The organism is Imperialibacter roseus (assembly GCF_032999765.1).
GTDB classification, from domain to species: Bacteria; Bacteroidota; Bacteroidia; order Cytophagales; family Cyclobacteriaceae; genus Imperialibacter; species Imperialibacter roseus.
Genome location: NZ_CP136051.1, coordinates 2292916 through 2307894 on the forward strand (window position 1 = coordinate 2292916; position 14979 = coordinate 2307894).

Consider the following 14979-nt stretch of genomic DNA (forward strand, 5'->3'; position numbering starts at 1 on the left):
CATGTTTAATAAAAGGGCTCCTTATATTAATACAAAACCCTGAACCTGATCGTCCCCTCAATAGCTTTCAGGTCGGTTAGCACTTCTTTGTCGTACTTTTTGTTGATGTCGGCTATGACATAGCCTGTCAATTCGTTGGTTTTCAGGTACTGTCCAACCACGTTGATTTCATGCTTGGCAAACACCTGATTGATTTTGGCCATAATGCCAGGTATGTTCTCATGAATATGCAGAAGCCTGTGAGCCTCTTTGAGCAGTGGTAATGTCACATTCGGGAAGTTCACACTGCCGCTGGTAGAGCCCGTGTTCACATACTCGATCATTTTATTGGGTACGTAGGTGGCAATGTTTTCCTGTGCCTCCAGCGTGCTACCGCCAATGTGAGGAGTGAGGATGGTGTTGGGCAGCCCTCTCAACTCACTGATAAACTCTTCGTTGTTGCTGATAGGCTCGTGGGGGAATACATCCACCGAGCAGCCACTCACTTTTTTCGATACAATGGCATCTTTCAGTGCTTTGATATCAACGATATGGCCACGGCTCAGGTTCATGAAGATCACGCCATCTTTCATTTTCTTGAACTCAGCGGCGCCAATGATGTTCTTGTTGGTTTTTCTGCCATCCACATGAAGGCTAAGTATGTCTGAAACCGCCAGCAGTTCGTCCAAAGTATTGCACTTGGTCGCATTACCCAGTGCCAGCTTTTCTTCCACATCAAAGAAATGCACTTTCATGCCCATCGATTCAGCTAAAACAGAAAGCTGGGAGCCTATATTTCCGTAACCGATAATGCCCAGGTTTTTGCCACGGATTTCGAAGCTATTGTTGGCCGACTTGTTCCATACGCCGTCATGCATTTTGGCAATTTTGTCAGGCAGGTTGCGGATCAAAAGGATCATTTCACCAATGGCCAGCTCCACTACCGAACGTGTATTGCTAAATGGTGCATTGAATACTGCAACGCCTTTCTTTTCCGCTGTTTCCAGGTCGATCTGGTTGGTGCCAATGCAAAAGGCGCCAATGGAAATAAGCCGTTGAGCACTTTCAAGTACCTTTTTAGTCACCTGGGTTTTTGACCTGATACCAAGAATAGAAACATCTTTGATGCGCTCGATGAGCTCATCTTCATCGAGGCCGGCTGCGTGAACCTCTACCTGATAGCCTTCTTCTTTGAGTATTTCTATGGCTCTCGGATGGATGTTCTCCAGCAAAAGCACTTTGATTCGATTCTTAGGGTAAGAAAGGGTGGTGTTCATCTTGTTCATGTACAAAAATTCGTCGAAGGATGGTGTTATATGGTCTGCTTTATCAGTTACTTTTTTCCTTGATACATTTTCGGTGAAGGCATAGAATTTCTTGGCAAAGCCTGCCGCTTTTATTTCATAGTCGGTATATCCATCGCCGATAACATATACCTCGCCATCAAGGTTCAGAGACTTAATCAAGGCTGGCTTTCCGTTACTTTTCGATAAGATATTGTCTTCGTCGAAGCCGATGATGTTTCCTTTGTCGTCAAAACGGAACTCATTGGCAAATACGTTTTCAGCCTTTACCCCATGGGGAGTCACAATAGGGACGATGAACTCTTTGAAGCCATTGCTGATGATGAAAATATTGTCGCTATAGGTCTCAAAAAAGTCTTTGTTACGCTTTACAGACTTAGTGATGAGTTTGTTCAGGCGTTCGATGAGGGGTGGCAAGTGATTTTTATGTGCTTGCAGAAGATCGAGCCTGCGTTTCAGTGATTCTCTGAAATCGATGCTGCCTTCCATCCCTAAATCTGTGATGTCCTTGATTTTTTGAAGTACTTCTTCTTTTTCCGGCCTTCCGTCTAAAGATACCTCACATAACACGTCCAGGGCTTCAACTTTTGTAAAGGTGCTGTCAAAATCAATGACGAAGAATTTCCTTTCTTCCATTTATGGCTTGTTTTAAGCGCACTAAGTTAAGTATATTCTCGACTGAAGAATGAACACAGTTCAATAAAAAGCATAGTAAACGCACCCATCCTTTTAAATAAATGACTTCATATTTAACTGCATACGTTTGAAATCAAATCAACCTAAGGTTTGGGGGTTTTTGAACCCATGGAAAAAAATCTTAACGAGTAAGAAGCGAAAAGACCGTTTAAAGAAATCAGTGCTGTTTGGTTTGGCAATTTCGAATGTTGCCTTTGCTGCAACTGCGGCTTACTACTTCCGAAGCTATGATCCCCGGGAGGTGAACCTGGTGCTCGGAATTATCTACGGAATAGCTGCCCAATATGGTCTCGGGCTCATGTATTTTCACTTGGATCGTTGGGTGAACAAGCGGCAGGCACCAGTGGGTGCATTGGTTGTATCTTCGATAACGGTTTGTTGGCTCATCGGGAGTAACTTTTTTCGTTTCCCACCCCAATACTACTGGTTGGGAGCGGTGGGCGTATGGCTAACGGCGTTGCCTTTGTCAGCCTTTTTGCTGGGCACTTTTTCTAAAAAGAAATCATCGAAGACCTTTCTCAATCTTGCGTTCATGCTGGGGTCGGTTGGTTCGCTTATTCTCGTCGTCGGGTTCTATTGGCTTACTTACGTCGGGAGTCCGGAGGAGGCAACGCTGCCTTCCACTCCACCGAAGAAGGGTACCCAGTTGACCCTGGCCGACCCTACATTGAATGGCACTTTTGGAGTGAAGACTTTTAGCTATGGGTCGGGAGATAGCAAGAGACGGAAACAGTTTGCTAAGGAGGTGAAGTTTGTTACCCCTACCGTTGATGGCTCCCGAATCATTCCAGCCTGGAAAGGCGACAAGCATAAGGGTAGAGAAAAATACTGGGGTTTTGGGCCAAAAAAGCTTCCTGTAAACGGACTCGTTTGGATGCCGGAGGGGGCAGGGCCATTCCCTATCGTACTCACCGTGCATGGGAATCACTCCATGCTGGAGTACTCCGACCCCGGTTATGCCTACCTGGGTGAGTGGATGGCCTCTAACGGCATCATTATGGTGTCGGTAGACGAAAACTTCCTGAATGGGTCACCTGATGGAGACTTCGGCGGCAAGGAAATGCCCGCCCGAGGTTGGTTGCTGTTGAAGCATTTGCAGCAGTGGAAACAATGGAATGAGGACAAAACTCATGAGCTGTTTGGAAAAGTTGACCTGAACAGAGTGGCTCTGATTGGTCATAGCAGAGGGGGAGAGGCGGTAAGTATTGCCGCCGCCTTCAATGAGCTTCCCGCCTTTCCCGATAATGCACTGGAAGCTTTTGACTTTCATTTCGGCATTAAGGGGGTGATTGCCCTGGCTCAAACCGACTACCGCTACGAGAGACGCATGGAGTTGAAAGGAGTGAATTTCCTGGCGCTTCAAGGCTCGCTGGACAGCGATGAAGATAGCTTTTACGGACTTCGCCAATACAGGAGAACGGAATTGACAGACAGCACCTTTAAAACAGGTGTTCTCATCCATGGAGCCAACCATGGGCAGTTCAATACTATTTGGGGAGCCAACGACGCCGGGCCTCCCTACAGCTATCTGCTCAACAAAACCCCGCTGGTGGATGGGGAAATACAGCGGAAAACCGCAAAAGTGATGATCGGTGCGTTTCTCAAGCCAGCGCTTTTTGATCAGGCCGATTACAGGGCTGTGTTCAGAAACAGATGGTCTGCCGGCAAGTGGTTACCCAAAAACAATATCAGTATTGTATATCAGGACAATCGGATAGCCATGCTGGAAGACTTCGAATCTGATATTGACATTGAAAGTTTTGGTAATGGAAAATCCGAAGCCGACAGCTTCAAAGTATTCAAAGAGGAGTTGATGCAATACAAAGGCAAGCTCTTTCAGGAAAACAATGCACTCCTGCTGGGCTGGCAGCTTGACTCAGCGTCGGGGAGCACAGCGACCTATAAAGTAAGCTTCCCGGAAGGCTTTGGAGTGGCATTTAACCCCAGCCAGTTTGTGTTCGACTTGTCGCATGGAGACAAAGACTTGCTGGATTCGATCAAGGGGGAGCTGACTCCTGATTTCAGGATTGTTTTCAAAGACAGTGCGGGCGTGGTTCTTGAAAAGCAACTGTCCGACCATCATGTTTTGGCACCCAGGGCAGAATCGCACTATTTCAAATCGGATAAGATGACCAAAGATCGCTTCAACGTCTTTTGGGAGCCGCAGTTTGAGTATGTGGAAATAGACGTTAGCGACACTGAACTGAATTGGGCTGGGCTAACTGAGATACGCTTTGAGTTTGGAAAGCCGTCGAAGGGGGTTGTTTACCTTGATAATATTGGGTTCCGGCACTGACGGTTTTTGTGAAAAACAGTTAGATATGAACGGAGAGTTTGTCAATGTAAACATTGATAAACTCCTCCAGCCTCTTCAACCTGTACTGCATCACCCATCTTGGATGCGGCAGCACTTCCAGTTTTTCAAAGAAGCCCTTTTCATCATTCAGCTTTGAAAGAAACTTCAGATTTTGTCCCTGACCCAGCACGTAGGCCACCTCATGGTTGACGCCCATTTGTAGCTGGCTTTCGAAACAGTTGGTCATAAAGCTCACCCATTGCTTGGTTTGCAGCTCCTTGTGGTCGTAGTAGTTGAGGTTTTTGCCATGCATGGTAAAGCCCACTGGCGACACAGCCGAAAAACAGAAGTGTTGGTAGAAAACTTTGGGGCCGCCAAAAGCGGCAATCATGTGATAGATAAATGTTGAGGAGAGCTCCTGCTTTCTTACGAGGTTGTTTTCAATGCCACAAATGTCCTGCAACTTCAAAGGATCTGTGAAAGGAATGCCCGTTACCCCACCGCCGAAACGACCCGGGTTAATGCCAATGATGAGCGTTCTGGCCTGATTGTCCGAATAGTATTTCCGGTAAAAAGCCTGCGTAAGTGCCCAGGCGGTTGTGTCGGCATAAGGATTCATCACTTCCACGTCTTCTGGCACCTCAGGCCACTCAAGGTTTGACAAAAAATGGAGGAGCTGTTCTGCAAATGTGACTTCCTTTTCTCGAGGTGATTGTTCCATGCCATGAATATGATAAATGGAGCCCTTTTATCCAGAACAAATTTTATTATTGATGTAAAAACCAACCCTGCTCGATCATGATAGAAGGCCCGCTGCTGCTTGTTGTCATCCTTTTGGCTGTTGTGCTGATTGTAGTCGGGGCCTCGGTGTTCAAAGTGCACCCTTTCATCATGTTGCTCATGGCGTCGTTGCTTGTAGGCATTGTGGTGGGTATTCCAGCCATCAAAGTAGTTGGTTTTATTAATGACGGCTTCGGGAGTATCATTGGTGGTATTGGGATAGTGATCATATTGGGGAGTATTCTGGGGGTAATCCTGGAGAAATCTGGTGCTGCTGTAAAAATTGCAGAGTTTATTTTGCAAACAATCGGACGAAAGAGCCCGGAGCTGGGGATTGGCTTTTTGGGGGCCCTGGTGAGTATTCCTGTTTTTTGTGATTCAGGCTTTATTATACTCTCAAGGCTTTGTCATGTGATGGCGCAAAAGCGAAATATCGCTGCCGGCTCTTTGTTTCTGTCATTGGCTGGCGGCATGTATACTACCCATACACTTGTGCCACCCACGCCAGGGCCTATTGCTGCGGCAGGTAACCTGGGCGGCGAAAGCTACTTAGGTTTGGTGATCATTTCAGGACTGCTTATTTCCATCCCGGTGGTTTTAATTGCTGTTAGCTATTCAAAGTATATTTTCAAAAAATATCCCTACGAGTCAGAGCTGAGTGACACCCCCATTCTTTCTGATCAGTCTTTGCCTTCCCTGGGCCTTTCCATGAGTCCTATTTTCATTCCATTGATACTCATTGGTCTTGGCTCGGTTGCGCAGTTTGTTGGTTTCCACAATGGACTTATAGATGCTCTTGTCTTTTTAGGAAACCCTGTCATCGCCTTGCTGGCAGGCTTGCTTATAGCAGTGCCGTTGTTAAAGTATATAGGAAAGGTTGAACGCTCGTCTTCTTTTCAGGAAGGCCTTGTGCAAGCCGGGCCCGTCCTTATTCTCACGGGTGCTGGCGCTGCGTTTGGTGCCGTACTAAAGGCCACGCCAATGGCCCAAATGGTGGAAGGCTGGCTAAGTGGCGGAGATGCCGGTGGTATCTACTTTATTCTGGCGGGTTTTGCTTTCACAGCCATCCTCAAGACCTCGCAAGGGTCTACCACCTCGGCTATGGTGATTACCTCTTCCATCCTTGGCCCCCTGTTGTCGCTTGGTGGGCTTGATAATCCCACTGGCATTGTGCTCATGGTGGCAGCCATTGGTGGGGGAGGAATGACTGTGTCTCATGCCAACGACTCTTTCTTTTGGGTGGTGGCTCAATTCTCAGGAATCAAAGACATCAAAGTCGCTTACCGAACGATTACTGTCATGTCGCTGGTGCAGGGAATGACCATATTGGCTATCGCTATTTCAGGCTTCTTTGCCCTTCTTTCACAAAACCATTATTAATGATAGTGAGCAGTCTGATATTATTGACCCAGGCAAAGTTTGGCTTACCTAATGTATCCTAAACTTTTTAAGCCATCAATTCCCTGAATAGGATGAACAGAACCATTTTTCAAAAGAAGCACGGTGTCGCTGCTGTCGATGACCTGCTGGTAACGATGGTCAGTTAGTAAAATACCTTTTGTTCGTGCCTGAGACCGGACAACAGGCAGCAGCTGCTCGACCTGCAAAGGCGACAAAAACGAGAAAGGCTCGTCTAGCAAAACGAAATGGCTTCTGGAATGAAGTAGGAGCAATGCTTCCAGCAATTTTCTCTCACCTGTAGAAAGGTTGCTAATTCGGGTAGTGAAATGTTTTTTAACCAGGTGGTAGCTTAAAACTTCCTCAACCTGATCATCATCGTAACCGAACAACTTCAATAGCTTTTTGAAACTGAGGTGCCCCGGAATACTGGGAAACTGCGGCATATAACTGACGAGGCCATTTTTTCGGAAAGCGCTCCTCACATATTTGGAATTCCATCTTACCGAACCGCCTCCGGGGCTGGCGGTACCAAACAGTATATTGAATAGTGTTGATTTTCCTGTACCATTTCTACCCAGCAAGCCGGTTACTTTGCCAGTTTCACATTTAATGTATACACCGGTCAGCACGCTATGGTCTCCATAACGGAAGTCTATTGAGTCACCTTCTAATACATGGTGTTGAGTCATGTAATCGAATTAACAATTGCTACTAAGGCTAAGAACAGTATAATGTCAGAGAGCCCGGCTACGGCCAAAAGTGCTTGCACCGACAAGCCAAGGTTTCGAAAAAAAGTAAGCTGATTACTTTTTGAGAAGTGATAGAGGGCGCAAATGGAGAGGAAACCGACAACCTTGGTCCAGAAAATGTAGATAAGCCCCAACCAGCCTATATTGAGATATATGACCAGTGCCAGAGCACTAAAAATCAATGTGTAAACCACAAACTCCCTAAAGATCAGAAGATAAATCTGCAGGTATCGATTCAAGCTAGTATTAGTTGGTTAAAGAGCACTATTCTGACCACCTGACTTAAAATACGACTGACCAAACGAAATATTTTACCAGCTCCTATTATTTATGCTATCTTGAAGCCTTCATTTTTAAAAAAACGACAACACTGCTAGTAAGTATGCGGCCTTTTCTGGATCACAATTTCCTGCTTTCCAATAACACTGCGGAATACCTCTATTTTGAACATGCCAAAGATCAACCAATCATAGATTACCACTGCCATTTGTCGCCCAAGGACATTGCTGAGGACAGACGTTTTAAAACACTTACTGAGATTTGGCTGGAGGGAGATCACTATAAATGGCGGGCCATGCGGGCCAATGGCGTCAATGAAAAGTATTGCACTGGCGATGCTTCCGACTATGAGAAGTTTGAAAAATGGGCTGAAACGGTTCCCTATACCATGCGCAATCCGCTCTACCACTGGACGCACATGGAACTGCAAAGACCGTTTGGTATTCATACAATTCTTAACGCTTCCACGGCAAGGGAAATTTATGATGAGGCCAACGAACAGTTAGGTGCTAAGTGGACGGTAAGAAGCATTTTGGAGAACATGAAAGTGGAGACCATTTGCACCACCGATGACCCTTCCGACGATCTCTCTTACCATCAAACGCTTCAAAAGGAAGGGTATAAAATCAAGGTGTTTCCGGCTTTTAGGGCCGACAAAGTGGTCGTCGTAAGCGATGCAGCCAGCTTCAATGCCTATTTGGACAAACTTGGAAAAGCTGCTTCACAAAGCATTTCCTCACTTGATGACCTTCTGTCAGCCTTGAGAAGCCGCCACGACTTCTTTGCATCGCTGGGTTGCAAGCTGAGCGACCATGGGCTGGAGACCTTCTACGCCGCCGACTTTACTGAAGCCGAAGCTGCAAAAGTGTTTGCGGAGCTACGATCCGGGAAAATGCCTGCAAAAGCTGATATGTTGCTTTACCAGTCGTTCATGTTGCACCAGCTGGCGCTCATGGACCATGAAAAAGGCTGGACGCAGCAATTTCACATCGGCGCCCTTCGCAACAATAGCAAGCGCATGCTTGATACCCTGGGGCCTGATACAGGCTTTGACAGTATGGGTGACTTTGAGCATGGCAGAGCCATGAGTCGCTTCTTTGACAGGCTTGACTCAACAGACCAACTTGCCAAGACCATTCTTTATAACCTCAACTCAAGGGATAACGAGCTTTTCGCCACTATGGCGGGCAACTTCAACGATGGTTCCACGGCAGGCAAGATGCAATACGGGTCGGCCTGGTGGTTTCTCGACCAGAAGGATGGGATGGAAAAGCAAATCAACGCACTGTCGAATATGGGACTCCTTAGCCGGTTTGTTGGCATGCTTACTGACAGCCGAAGTTTTCTTTCCTACCCCCGGCATGATTATTTCCGTAGGATTCTGTGTAATTTGATCGGAACTGACGTTCATAACGGTGAATTACCGAATGACCGGGAGTGGCTGGGTAAAATGGTGGAGAATATCTGCTATTTCAATGCTAAATCATATTTTGGATTTAATAAATAAATAAGGTGACGACAACTTCCCTAAGATACCTGCTTTGTTTTTTTTTAATGCTAACGATTGCGGGCTGCGCTGTGAAAAGTGATGTGAAAGTGATTAAGCTAGGCCACGCTCTTGACGTAAACCACTCAGTGCACAAGGCGATGGTTTTTTTGGCTGAGAAAGTAGATGAGAAGTCAAACGGCAAGATGCGCATTGATATCTATCCCAATGGACAGCTGGGATCTGAAAGAGAGTTGCTTGAATTGTTGCAGATAGGCTCCATAGGAATGACCAAAGCGTCTGCGGCAGTGCTGGAAAGCTTCATGCCGTCGATGGCAGTGGTGAATTTACCCTATGTTTTTCATAGTAAGGATCATTACAGAAAAGTGCTGGGTGGCGAAATTGGGCAGGAGCTCTTGACAAGTGGCGAGGAGTTCTGGATGCGGGGCATGTGCTTTTACGACGCTGGCAGTCGCAGCTTTTATTCCAAAGACAAGCCCATCATGAAGCCGGAAGACCTTCAGGGACTCAAAGTGAGGGTGCAGTCCAGCGCATCAGCTATTCAAATGGTGAGGTTGCTGGGCGGCTCTGCTACCCCCATACCGTTTGGCGAGCTTTACACAGCACTTCAGCAGGGCGTTGTGGACGCCGCAGAAAACAATCCCCCGAGTCTTTACCTAACAAGGCACTATGAAGTTTGTCGCTATTACAGCCTCAATGAACACACTTTTGTGCCGGATGTGATGCTGGTGAGCACCCATACCTGGGACGACTTGAACGATGAGCAAAAGAAGTGGTTGAGCGAAGCTTCCTTTGAGTCGGCTGTGCACCAGCGCACGCTTTGGGAAGAGTCAGAGAAAGAAGCGCTGGACGCCATGATAGCAGATGGGGTTCACGTTGAATACCCTGACAAAGGGCCATTTATTGAAAAAGTGAGGCCGATGCTGGATGCATTTGCCAATACAGAATACCGAAAGAAACTACTAGAAAGAATTGAAGCCGTAGATGAAAGTTCTCAGACAGAAAATTGACAAAATTACCGAAGGTGGGCTTGTTATCCTTATGAGCCTCCTTGTGTTGGATGTGCTTTGGCAGGTAGCCTCCCGTTATATATTGAGAAGCCCCAGCTCTTTTACCGACGAGCTGGCCAGGTACCTGCTCATTTGGGTAGCACTGATTGGTGCAGCATATGCCACAGGCAAAAATATGCACCTCGCCATTGATATTCTTCCCGGTAAACTGGAAGGTGCCAAAGCTGTTTTACTTCATCGCTTTATCTACCTGCTAATACTTGTATTCGCTCTGCTGGTCATGGTTGTAGGTGGTATCAGGCTTGTGTACATTTCGTTTGCTCTCGGTCAGCTGGCAGCCACACTTCAGGTATCACTTGCCTACGTATACATTTCACTGCCCGTCAGTGGACTTCTAATTTGTTTTTACTGTATTCATGAATTGATCAAAGGGAGGGCCGAAGTATGAACTGGACAGAGATAGCCATTTTAGTATTGACTTTCGTTGTGCTGCTGGGCATTGGCGTACCCGTAGCTTATAGCATCGGACTTTCATCCCTTGTCACCATACTGATCACCATGGATCCGGTGATAGCTTTTACCACACTGGCTCAGCGAATGGCTACAGGAATTGATAGTTTCTCGCTGCTTGCCATACCGTTTTTTGTGCTGGCTGGGCAGCTGATGAACAAGGGCGGCATTGCCAGTCGACTGATCGATTTGGCGAGGGCCATGGTGGGGCCACTTCCCGGAGGCCTGGCGTTTATTAACATACTGGCATGTATGCTTTTCGGTGCCATTTCGGGTTCGTCTGTCGCTGCTGCTTCTGCTATCGGCGGATTTATGGTGCCCAGAATGGAAAAAGAGGGGTATGATAAAGCTTTTGGTGCTGCTGTGAACCTCACCTCAGCTTCTACAGGTTTGGTTATCCCACCCAGCAATATTCTTATCGTATTCAGCCTGGCAAGTGGAGGTGTTTCTATCGCAGCACTGTTTCTCGCTGGCTATATTCCAGGGTTGCTTATTGGTCTTGCATTGATGATTGTTGCTGGTGTTGTGGCCCTGAAAAAAGGATACAAGTCAAACGAGACGACGGGGGTAAAAATATTCTTCAAAAGCTTTTTCGGCGCATTGCCAAGCCTTTTGCTACTGGTAATCGTCATTGGGGGAATTATCGCTGGGATATTCACCGCCACAGAGGCGTCGGCTATTGCCGTGCTGTACACCCTGATCCTGTCGATGGTTGTCTACAAAGAGGTGAAGTACAAAGACTTGCCTCGCATTCTGCTGGATACTACATTAACTACCACCATCGTGTTGATGCTGGTGGCGACTTCCATGGGTATGTCGTGGGTATTGTCTTACGAGAATATTCCTCAGGGCGTAAGCGACTTCCTGTTGAATGTGAGCGACAACCCGGTTGTGATCCTGCTGATTATTAACCTCTTGTTGCTGGCTGTGGGTACCTTCATGGACATGACGCCTGCGGTACTGATTTTCACACCTATATTCCTGCCAGTGGTGGTGCAAATGGGCATGAATCCCATCCACTTCGGCATTGTGATGGTGATGAACCTGTGTATTGGCCTTTGTACACCGCCGGTTGGCTCCCTGCTATTCGTGGGCTGCAGCGTGGCTGGTTTGAGCATTCAAAAAGTGCTCAAACCGTTGCTGCCACTGTTTTTGGCTATGATCGCCGTGCTGTTGCTCGTCACCTACGTACCAGCGCTGAGTTTGTGGTTGCCGGAGTTGTTTGGGTATTAATTCTTGCGATACTTTTTCAGAGCGGGGCCTTTGATCTTAATTTCAATGACTCCGTTCTTACCGTCTTCCCCGAACCTGTCGGTGGCGGCTGTTCCCTTGTAGACAGATAATGCTTGTATATCTTCGGGCTTAACATCATCGATACTAGATATTTTCTTATCGATTGTCGGCTTTTCATCTCCACCGTATAGAATGAAGAGGGGCTCTTTTTTGGTGTCGGGGCTGAGACTCTCGTGTTTTTTAATGACAATTTTAGAATCCTCTTCGAAGCCTAAGGTGAGCTCAAAAGCTTTGTTGTACTCTGGATTCTGTTTTTTGATATTATCAAGTTTGGATTGCTGATCCACTGTCAGCAAATTCTTGATTTCCACCAAAGATTTTAGCTTTATTTTCTTTATTTCACTTTCAAGGGCAAGGACTTCATTGAACTTTTTATCCAGGGTTTCATAGTTCACACTTGGTTGCGAAATGATCTCCTGAAACTCTACCATTGCCAGGGACCAGTCTGACTTTTTCTTGTTGAACTGCGAGATGTTTTTTTCATAGGTTACTTTCATATCCCGAGCTTGTGCGTCAGTCAGTCCTATGTCATCAGTATATTTAACAACCAAATCAGGCTCATACAGTGTCGCCGCAAAAGGATCAGAAGTCTGTGCAAAGGAGGTCATTGAACCTGCGAGAAGCAGCACTAAGCATATTGTGATTATATTTTTCATCGTAGTAAGATTAAAAGTTGGTTAACAGCTTGTCCGTGGGCGTTTCCCAAGTCATCATATCGCTGTTTTGATCAATAGAAGACTGCGTTTCAACATGGGGCAATACACCCACTCTTTCGGTTGGCTGAAGACTTCGGTACCAAAAGCCTCCAACAAAAAGAATGATATTGATGGTTGCGGCGACTACGGCCCAAACGGGTAGTTTTCGCTGCTTTTGCTGAACAATAAGTTTAGCGAAAGGTGGAGCTTCGTGAGAGGCGTCACTTTTTTTCATTTCAAGAAAGAAGTCTCTTAACTCTTCGTCTTCATTTTTCATATCGCTTTCTTTAATTGTGAAGCCAATATCAATTCTCTAAGTTTCTTTTTTCCTCTGTCGTAGTGAGTGCGTGCCGTGCCAATGCTCGTTTCCATGACCTCGGCTGCCTTTTCCAGCGTCATGTCGTGGTAAAAAACCAGTAATAGAAGCTCAGCCTGGCGCCCGGGCAACTGACTGATCATGCGCTCATAGCTCATTGCACCACCTTCATTCTGCGAGTTGGCTATCTCCGAAAGCTGAATATCGTCAATGCCGAGGTGCTTACTCACATGTAGTTGCTGCGCCGTTGCCATGTCAATAGCGGTGAACCGGATCACGCTGAAAAGCCAGGTTTTGAAGCTCGATTTACCAGCAAAGAGTGCTCTTTTCTCCAGCACCTTGAGGTAAGCTGTTTGCAGAACGTCTTCTGCCAGGTCGGGCTGAAAGCGACAGCATTGTCTGGCCCAAAACCATGCCTCTTTGTGGTGTACTTCCAGTTGCTCCCTTGTTGTCATCTGTTAGCTTAGTCTGGAAAGGAGGAGTATTATATGACAAGCTTTCTGGAAAAATTATAAAGGGCCGGTTACTTGGTGAAGTTTTCCAGAAAGACTTCATTGGTGTAGCCCAGTGCGTTGAATCTTATGGTGAGAAGGAGAGGAGGTTCTATGCTGTTCTCGCAGGTTGGCCCTGGTTCCATGTAATAGACGAAAAACTTCTGGCTTCTGATATAAAGCTCCTGCTTGTCCGGTTTACCCAACAACCTGAGTATTTGAGGCTCATCAAGACCTTTTATTTTGTCTTTTTGAGTAACGAACACCTGAGTCATAGCCAGTCTGTCTCCATTACATCCATTGGCGTCACTTTTCCACGTCACATCATTGTACCCATCCAAATCGGCAGGCAGTCCACAGCCGTAAAGGGAAAATGCAATGATGGGCAGCAAACTAAACTTTTTCAATTGTCTTAGGTCAGGCATTGATGGTTTGATCCGGTTTGGAAGTGGGGGTTCTTATTTTGTACATCCAAATTAAGGAGGCAATGCCAACAACTCCCAGTATATAGACGGGAATTAACGAATAGGTCAAAAAATAAGCTAAAAGCGGTTGAATAAGTTGTCTGATGCGTTCGGTGGCGAAGGCCCACTCTCTCATTTCTATAATGCCCCCAAGAATGATGATAGAAACCACGATGGTTACAGCTATCAACGACTTTTCCATGATAGAGAAATTACCTTGATTGAACATAAAGAACGACGTGCCTCCCAGGACGAACAGGTATTGGAAGATCAGGTAAGCCGAAAATGCTGAAGGCGGATGAAGGTTGAATTTGCGATAGGCACTTTTATCAACATCAGGCACACCCTGATAGCCGCCAAGGTAATCGGGGAGCCAGCCGGGTTTGTTGAACATGATCCTGAGGCCATCACCCAACGATCTGACCTTTTTGAGTTGCCCCGCCATGTCGACATAATGCTGTAGGTTGGCTTTGATGGGGTTCCAGGTGTTCACAGGCTTAGTAATGCCATATGTTGGCCTTTCTTCCTCTTCCTGAAACGTGCCAAATAGCCTGTCCCAAATGATAAAGGTGCCTCCATGGTTCTTATCAATATATTTTGGGTCACGCCCATGATGCACCCGGTGGTGGGAGGGAGTATTGAAAACGTATTCGAACCAGCCCAGCTTGCCAATCGTTTCAGTGTGAATCCAAAACTGGTAAACTGTGTTGATGGCAGCAACAAGCACAAAAGTGAGTGTGTCCACGCCGATAATTGCTAGCGGAAGGTAGAAAAAGAAGGTCCAGAACACCTGAAACGAGCCCTGCCTGAGCGCTACGGAGAAATTGTAGTCCTCACTTTGATGGTGCACCACATGCCCTCCCCAGAATAGGTTGATTTCATGGCTCATCCGGTGAGCCCAGTAGTAGCACAAGTCTACACCCAACCAGATAAGGATGAAAGTATACCACGTTACGGGTACATTGAAAAGCGCAAAGTTCTCGTAGACCAACTGATAAGTCGTAACGGTGAGAACCTTAAGGAAGGCTCCGGTAATTTGCTGAGTAATGCCGCAACTCATATTGGTGAGGGCATCATTGAGCCGGTAGATTTTCCGGTGCTGAAAGTGCTGAATAATAAGCTCTACACCAATCAGCAGAAAATAGATTGGGATAGAAAGAATGACAGGGTTAATGTTCATGGGTGTTACAAATACAGATAACAATGTAA

Annotated in this window: 14 protein-coding genes; 6 read left to right on the top strand and 8 right to left on the bottom strand. The window is 46.4% G+C overall.

Going from position 1 to position 14979, the window contains the following annotated elements; genetic code table 11:
- Positions 1-26: 26 nt before the first annotated feature.
- Positions 27-1919, bottom strand: a complete 1893-nt coding sequence (gene serA / locus RT717_RS09580; RefSeq protein WP_317491516.1) for a phosphoglycerate dehydrogenase — start codon at positions 1917-1919, stop codon at positions 27-29.
- A 127-nt stretch (positions 1920-2046) separates the two neighbouring features.
- On the opposite strand from serA, the gene RT717_RS09585 reads away from it, so the two are divergent.
- Positions 2047-4275 carry an alpha/beta hydrolase gene (locus tag RT717_RS09585; protein ID WP_317491517.1) on the top strand — a complete coding sequence of 743 codons (2229 nt, stop codon included), beginning with the start codon at positions 2047-2049 and terminating at the stop codon, positions 4273-4275.
- A gap of 19 nt (positions 4276-4294) precedes the next feature.
- Here the strand turns inward: RT717_RS09585 and RT717_RS09590 are convergent, their stop codons facing one another.
- Positions 4295-4996, bottom strand: coding sequence for a uracil-DNA glycosylase family protein (locus RT717_RS09590; RefSeq protein WP_317491518.1), 702 nt, complete (start codon positions 4994-4996; stop codon positions 4295-4297).
- Between the two features lie 77 nt (positions 4997-5073).
- Between RT717_RS09590 and RT717_RS09595 the strand changes: the two genes are divergently transcribed.
- Positions 5074-6435: a GntP family permease gene (locus RT717_RS09595; protein WP_317491519.1), complete on the top strand. Its 1362-nt coding sequence runs from the start codon at positions 5074-5076 to the stop codon at positions 6433-6435.
- A gap of 44 nt (positions 6436-6479) precedes the next feature.
- Here RT717_RS09595 and RT717_RS09600 read toward each other — a convergent pair whose 3' ends face one another.
- The gene (locus RT717_RS09600) at positions 6480-7145 is read right to left on the bottom strand and encodes an ABC transporter ATP-binding protein (protein WP_317491520.1); all 666 of its coding nucleotides are present in this window, start codon (positions 7143-7145) and stop codon (positions 6480-6482) included.
- Positions 7146-7587: 442 nt separating this feature from the next.
- On the opposite strand from RT717_RS09600, the gene uxaC reads away from it, so the two are divergent.
- From uxaC to RT717_RS09620, 4 genes are read left to right on the top strand one after another with little or no spacing between them, the layout of a single operon-like run.
- The gene (gene uxaC, locus RT717_RS09605) at positions 7588-8991 is read left to right on the top strand and encodes a glucuronate isomerase (protein WP_317491521.1); all 1404 of its coding nucleotides are present in this window, start codon (positions 7588-7590) and stop codon (positions 8989-8991) included.
- A gap of 47 nt (positions 8992-9038) precedes the next feature.
- Entirely contained in the window at positions 9039-10001 is a 963-nt protein-coding gene (locus tag RT717_RS09610; protein WP_317491522.1) for a TRAP transporter substrate-binding protein, read from the top strand.
- A complete protein-coding gene (locus RT717_RS09615; RefSeq protein WP_317491523.1) occupies positions 9976-10449 on the top strand; it encodes a TRAP transporter small permease in 474 nt (157 codons plus the stop codon). Before RT717_RS09610 ends, RT717_RS09615 begins: the two co-directional genes overlap by 26 nt.
- Complete coding sequence (locus RT717_RS09620; RefSeq protein WP_317491524.1) at positions 10446-11744, top strand: TRAP transporter large permease; 1299 nt, start codon at positions 10446-10448, stop codon at positions 11742-11744. Before RT717_RS09615 ends, RT717_RS09620 begins: the two co-directional genes overlap by 4 nt.
- On the opposite strand, the gene RT717_RS09625 is transcribed toward RT717_RS09620, so the two are convergent.
- From RT717_RS09625 to RT717_RS09645, 5 genes are all read right to left on the bottom strand, one after another.
- Positions 11741-12460 carry a Spy/CpxP family protein refolding chaperone gene (locus tag RT717_RS09625; protein WP_317491525.1) on the bottom strand — a complete coding sequence of 240 codons (720 nt, stop codon included), beginning with the start codon at positions 12458-12460 and terminating at the stop codon, positions 11741-11743. The genes RT717_RS09620 and RT717_RS09625 overlap by 4 nt on opposite strands.
- A 10-nt stretch (positions 12461-12470) precedes the next feature.
- A complete protein-coding gene (locus tag RT717_RS09630) occupies positions 12471-12776 on the bottom strand; it encodes a hypothetical protein (protein WP_317491526.1) in 306 nt (101 codons plus the stop codon).
- Positions 12773-13270 carry an RNA polymerase sigma factor gene (locus tag RT717_RS09635; protein WP_317491527.1) on the bottom strand — a complete coding sequence of 166 codons (498 nt, stop codon included), beginning with the start codon at positions 13268-13270 and terminating at the stop codon, positions 12773-12775. The genes RT717_RS09630 and RT717_RS09635 overlap by 4 nt, the downstream gene beginning before the upstream one ends.
- Positions 13271-13338: 68 nt before the next feature.
- The gene (locus RT717_RS09640) at positions 13339-13731 is read right to left on the bottom strand and encodes a hypothetical protein (RefSeq protein WP_317491528.1); all 393 of its coding nucleotides are present in this window, start codon (positions 13729-13731) and stop codon (positions 13339-13341) included.
- Positions 13724-14950: a sterol desaturase family protein gene (locus RT717_RS09645; protein WP_317491529.1), complete on the bottom strand. Its 1227-nt coding sequence runs from the start codon at positions 14948-14950 to the stop codon at positions 13724-13726. The genes RT717_RS09640 and RT717_RS09645 overlap by 8 nt, the downstream gene beginning before the upstream one ends.
- Between the last annotated feature and the right edge of the window lie 29 nt (positions 14951-14979).

What these genes read in the sequence shown, in the direction of transcription:
- serA (WP_317491516.1), bottom strand. Translation starts at nt 1,919, where the DNA reads ATGGAAGAAAGGAAATTCTTCGTCATTGATTTTGACAGCACCTTTACA.
- RT717_RS09590 (WP_317491518.1), bottom strand. Translation starts at nt 4,996, where the DNA reads ATGGAACAATCACCTCGAGAAAAGGAAGTCACATTTGCAGAACAGCTC.
- RT717_RS09595 (WP_317491519.1), top strand. Translation starts at nt 5,074, where the DNA reads ATGATAGAAGGCCCGCTGCTGCTTGTTGTCATCCTTTTGGCTGTTGTG.
- RT717_RS09600 (WP_317491520.1), bottom strand. Translation starts at nt 7,145, where the DNA reads ATGACTCAACACCATGTATTAGAAGGTGACTCAATAGACTTCCGTTAT.
- uxaC (WP_317491521.1), top strand. Translation starts at nt 7,588, where the DNA reads ATGCGGCCTTTTCTGGATCACAATTTCCTGCTTTCCAATAACACTGCG.
- RT717_RS09610 (WP_317491522.1), top strand. Translation starts at nt 9,039, where the DNA reads ATGCTAACGATTGCGGGCTGCGCTGTGAAAAGTGATGTGAAAGTGATT.
- RT717_RS09615 (WP_317491523.1), top strand. Translation starts at nt 9,976, where the DNA reads ATGAAAGTTCTCAGACAGAAAATTGACAAAATTACCGAAGGTGGGCTT.
- RT717_RS09620 (WP_317491524.1), top strand. Translation starts at nt 10,446, where the DNA reads ATGAACTGGACAGAGATAGCCATTTTAGTATTGACTTTCGTTGTGCTG.
- RT717_RS09625 (WP_317491525.1), bottom strand. Translation starts at nt 12,460, where the DNA reads ATGAAAAATATAATCACAATATGCTTAGTGCTGCTTCTCGCAGGTTCA.
- RT717_RS09630 (WP_317491526.1), bottom strand. Translation starts at nt 12,776, where the DNA reads ATGAAAAATGAAGACGAAGAGTTAAGAGACTTCTTTCTTGAAATGAAA.
- RT717_RS09635 (WP_317491527.1), bottom strand. Translation starts at nt 13,270, where the DNA reads ATGACAACAAGGGAGCAACTGGAAGTACACCACAAAGAGGCATGGTTT.
- RT717_RS09640 (WP_317491528.1), bottom strand. Translation starts at nt 13,731, where the DNA reads ATGCCTGACCTAAGACAATTGAAAAAGTTTAGTTTGCTGCCCATCATT.
- RT717_RS09645 (WP_317491529.1), bottom strand. Translation starts at nt 14,950, where the DNA reads ATGAACATTAACCCTGTCATTCTTTCTATCCCAATCTATTTTCTGCTG.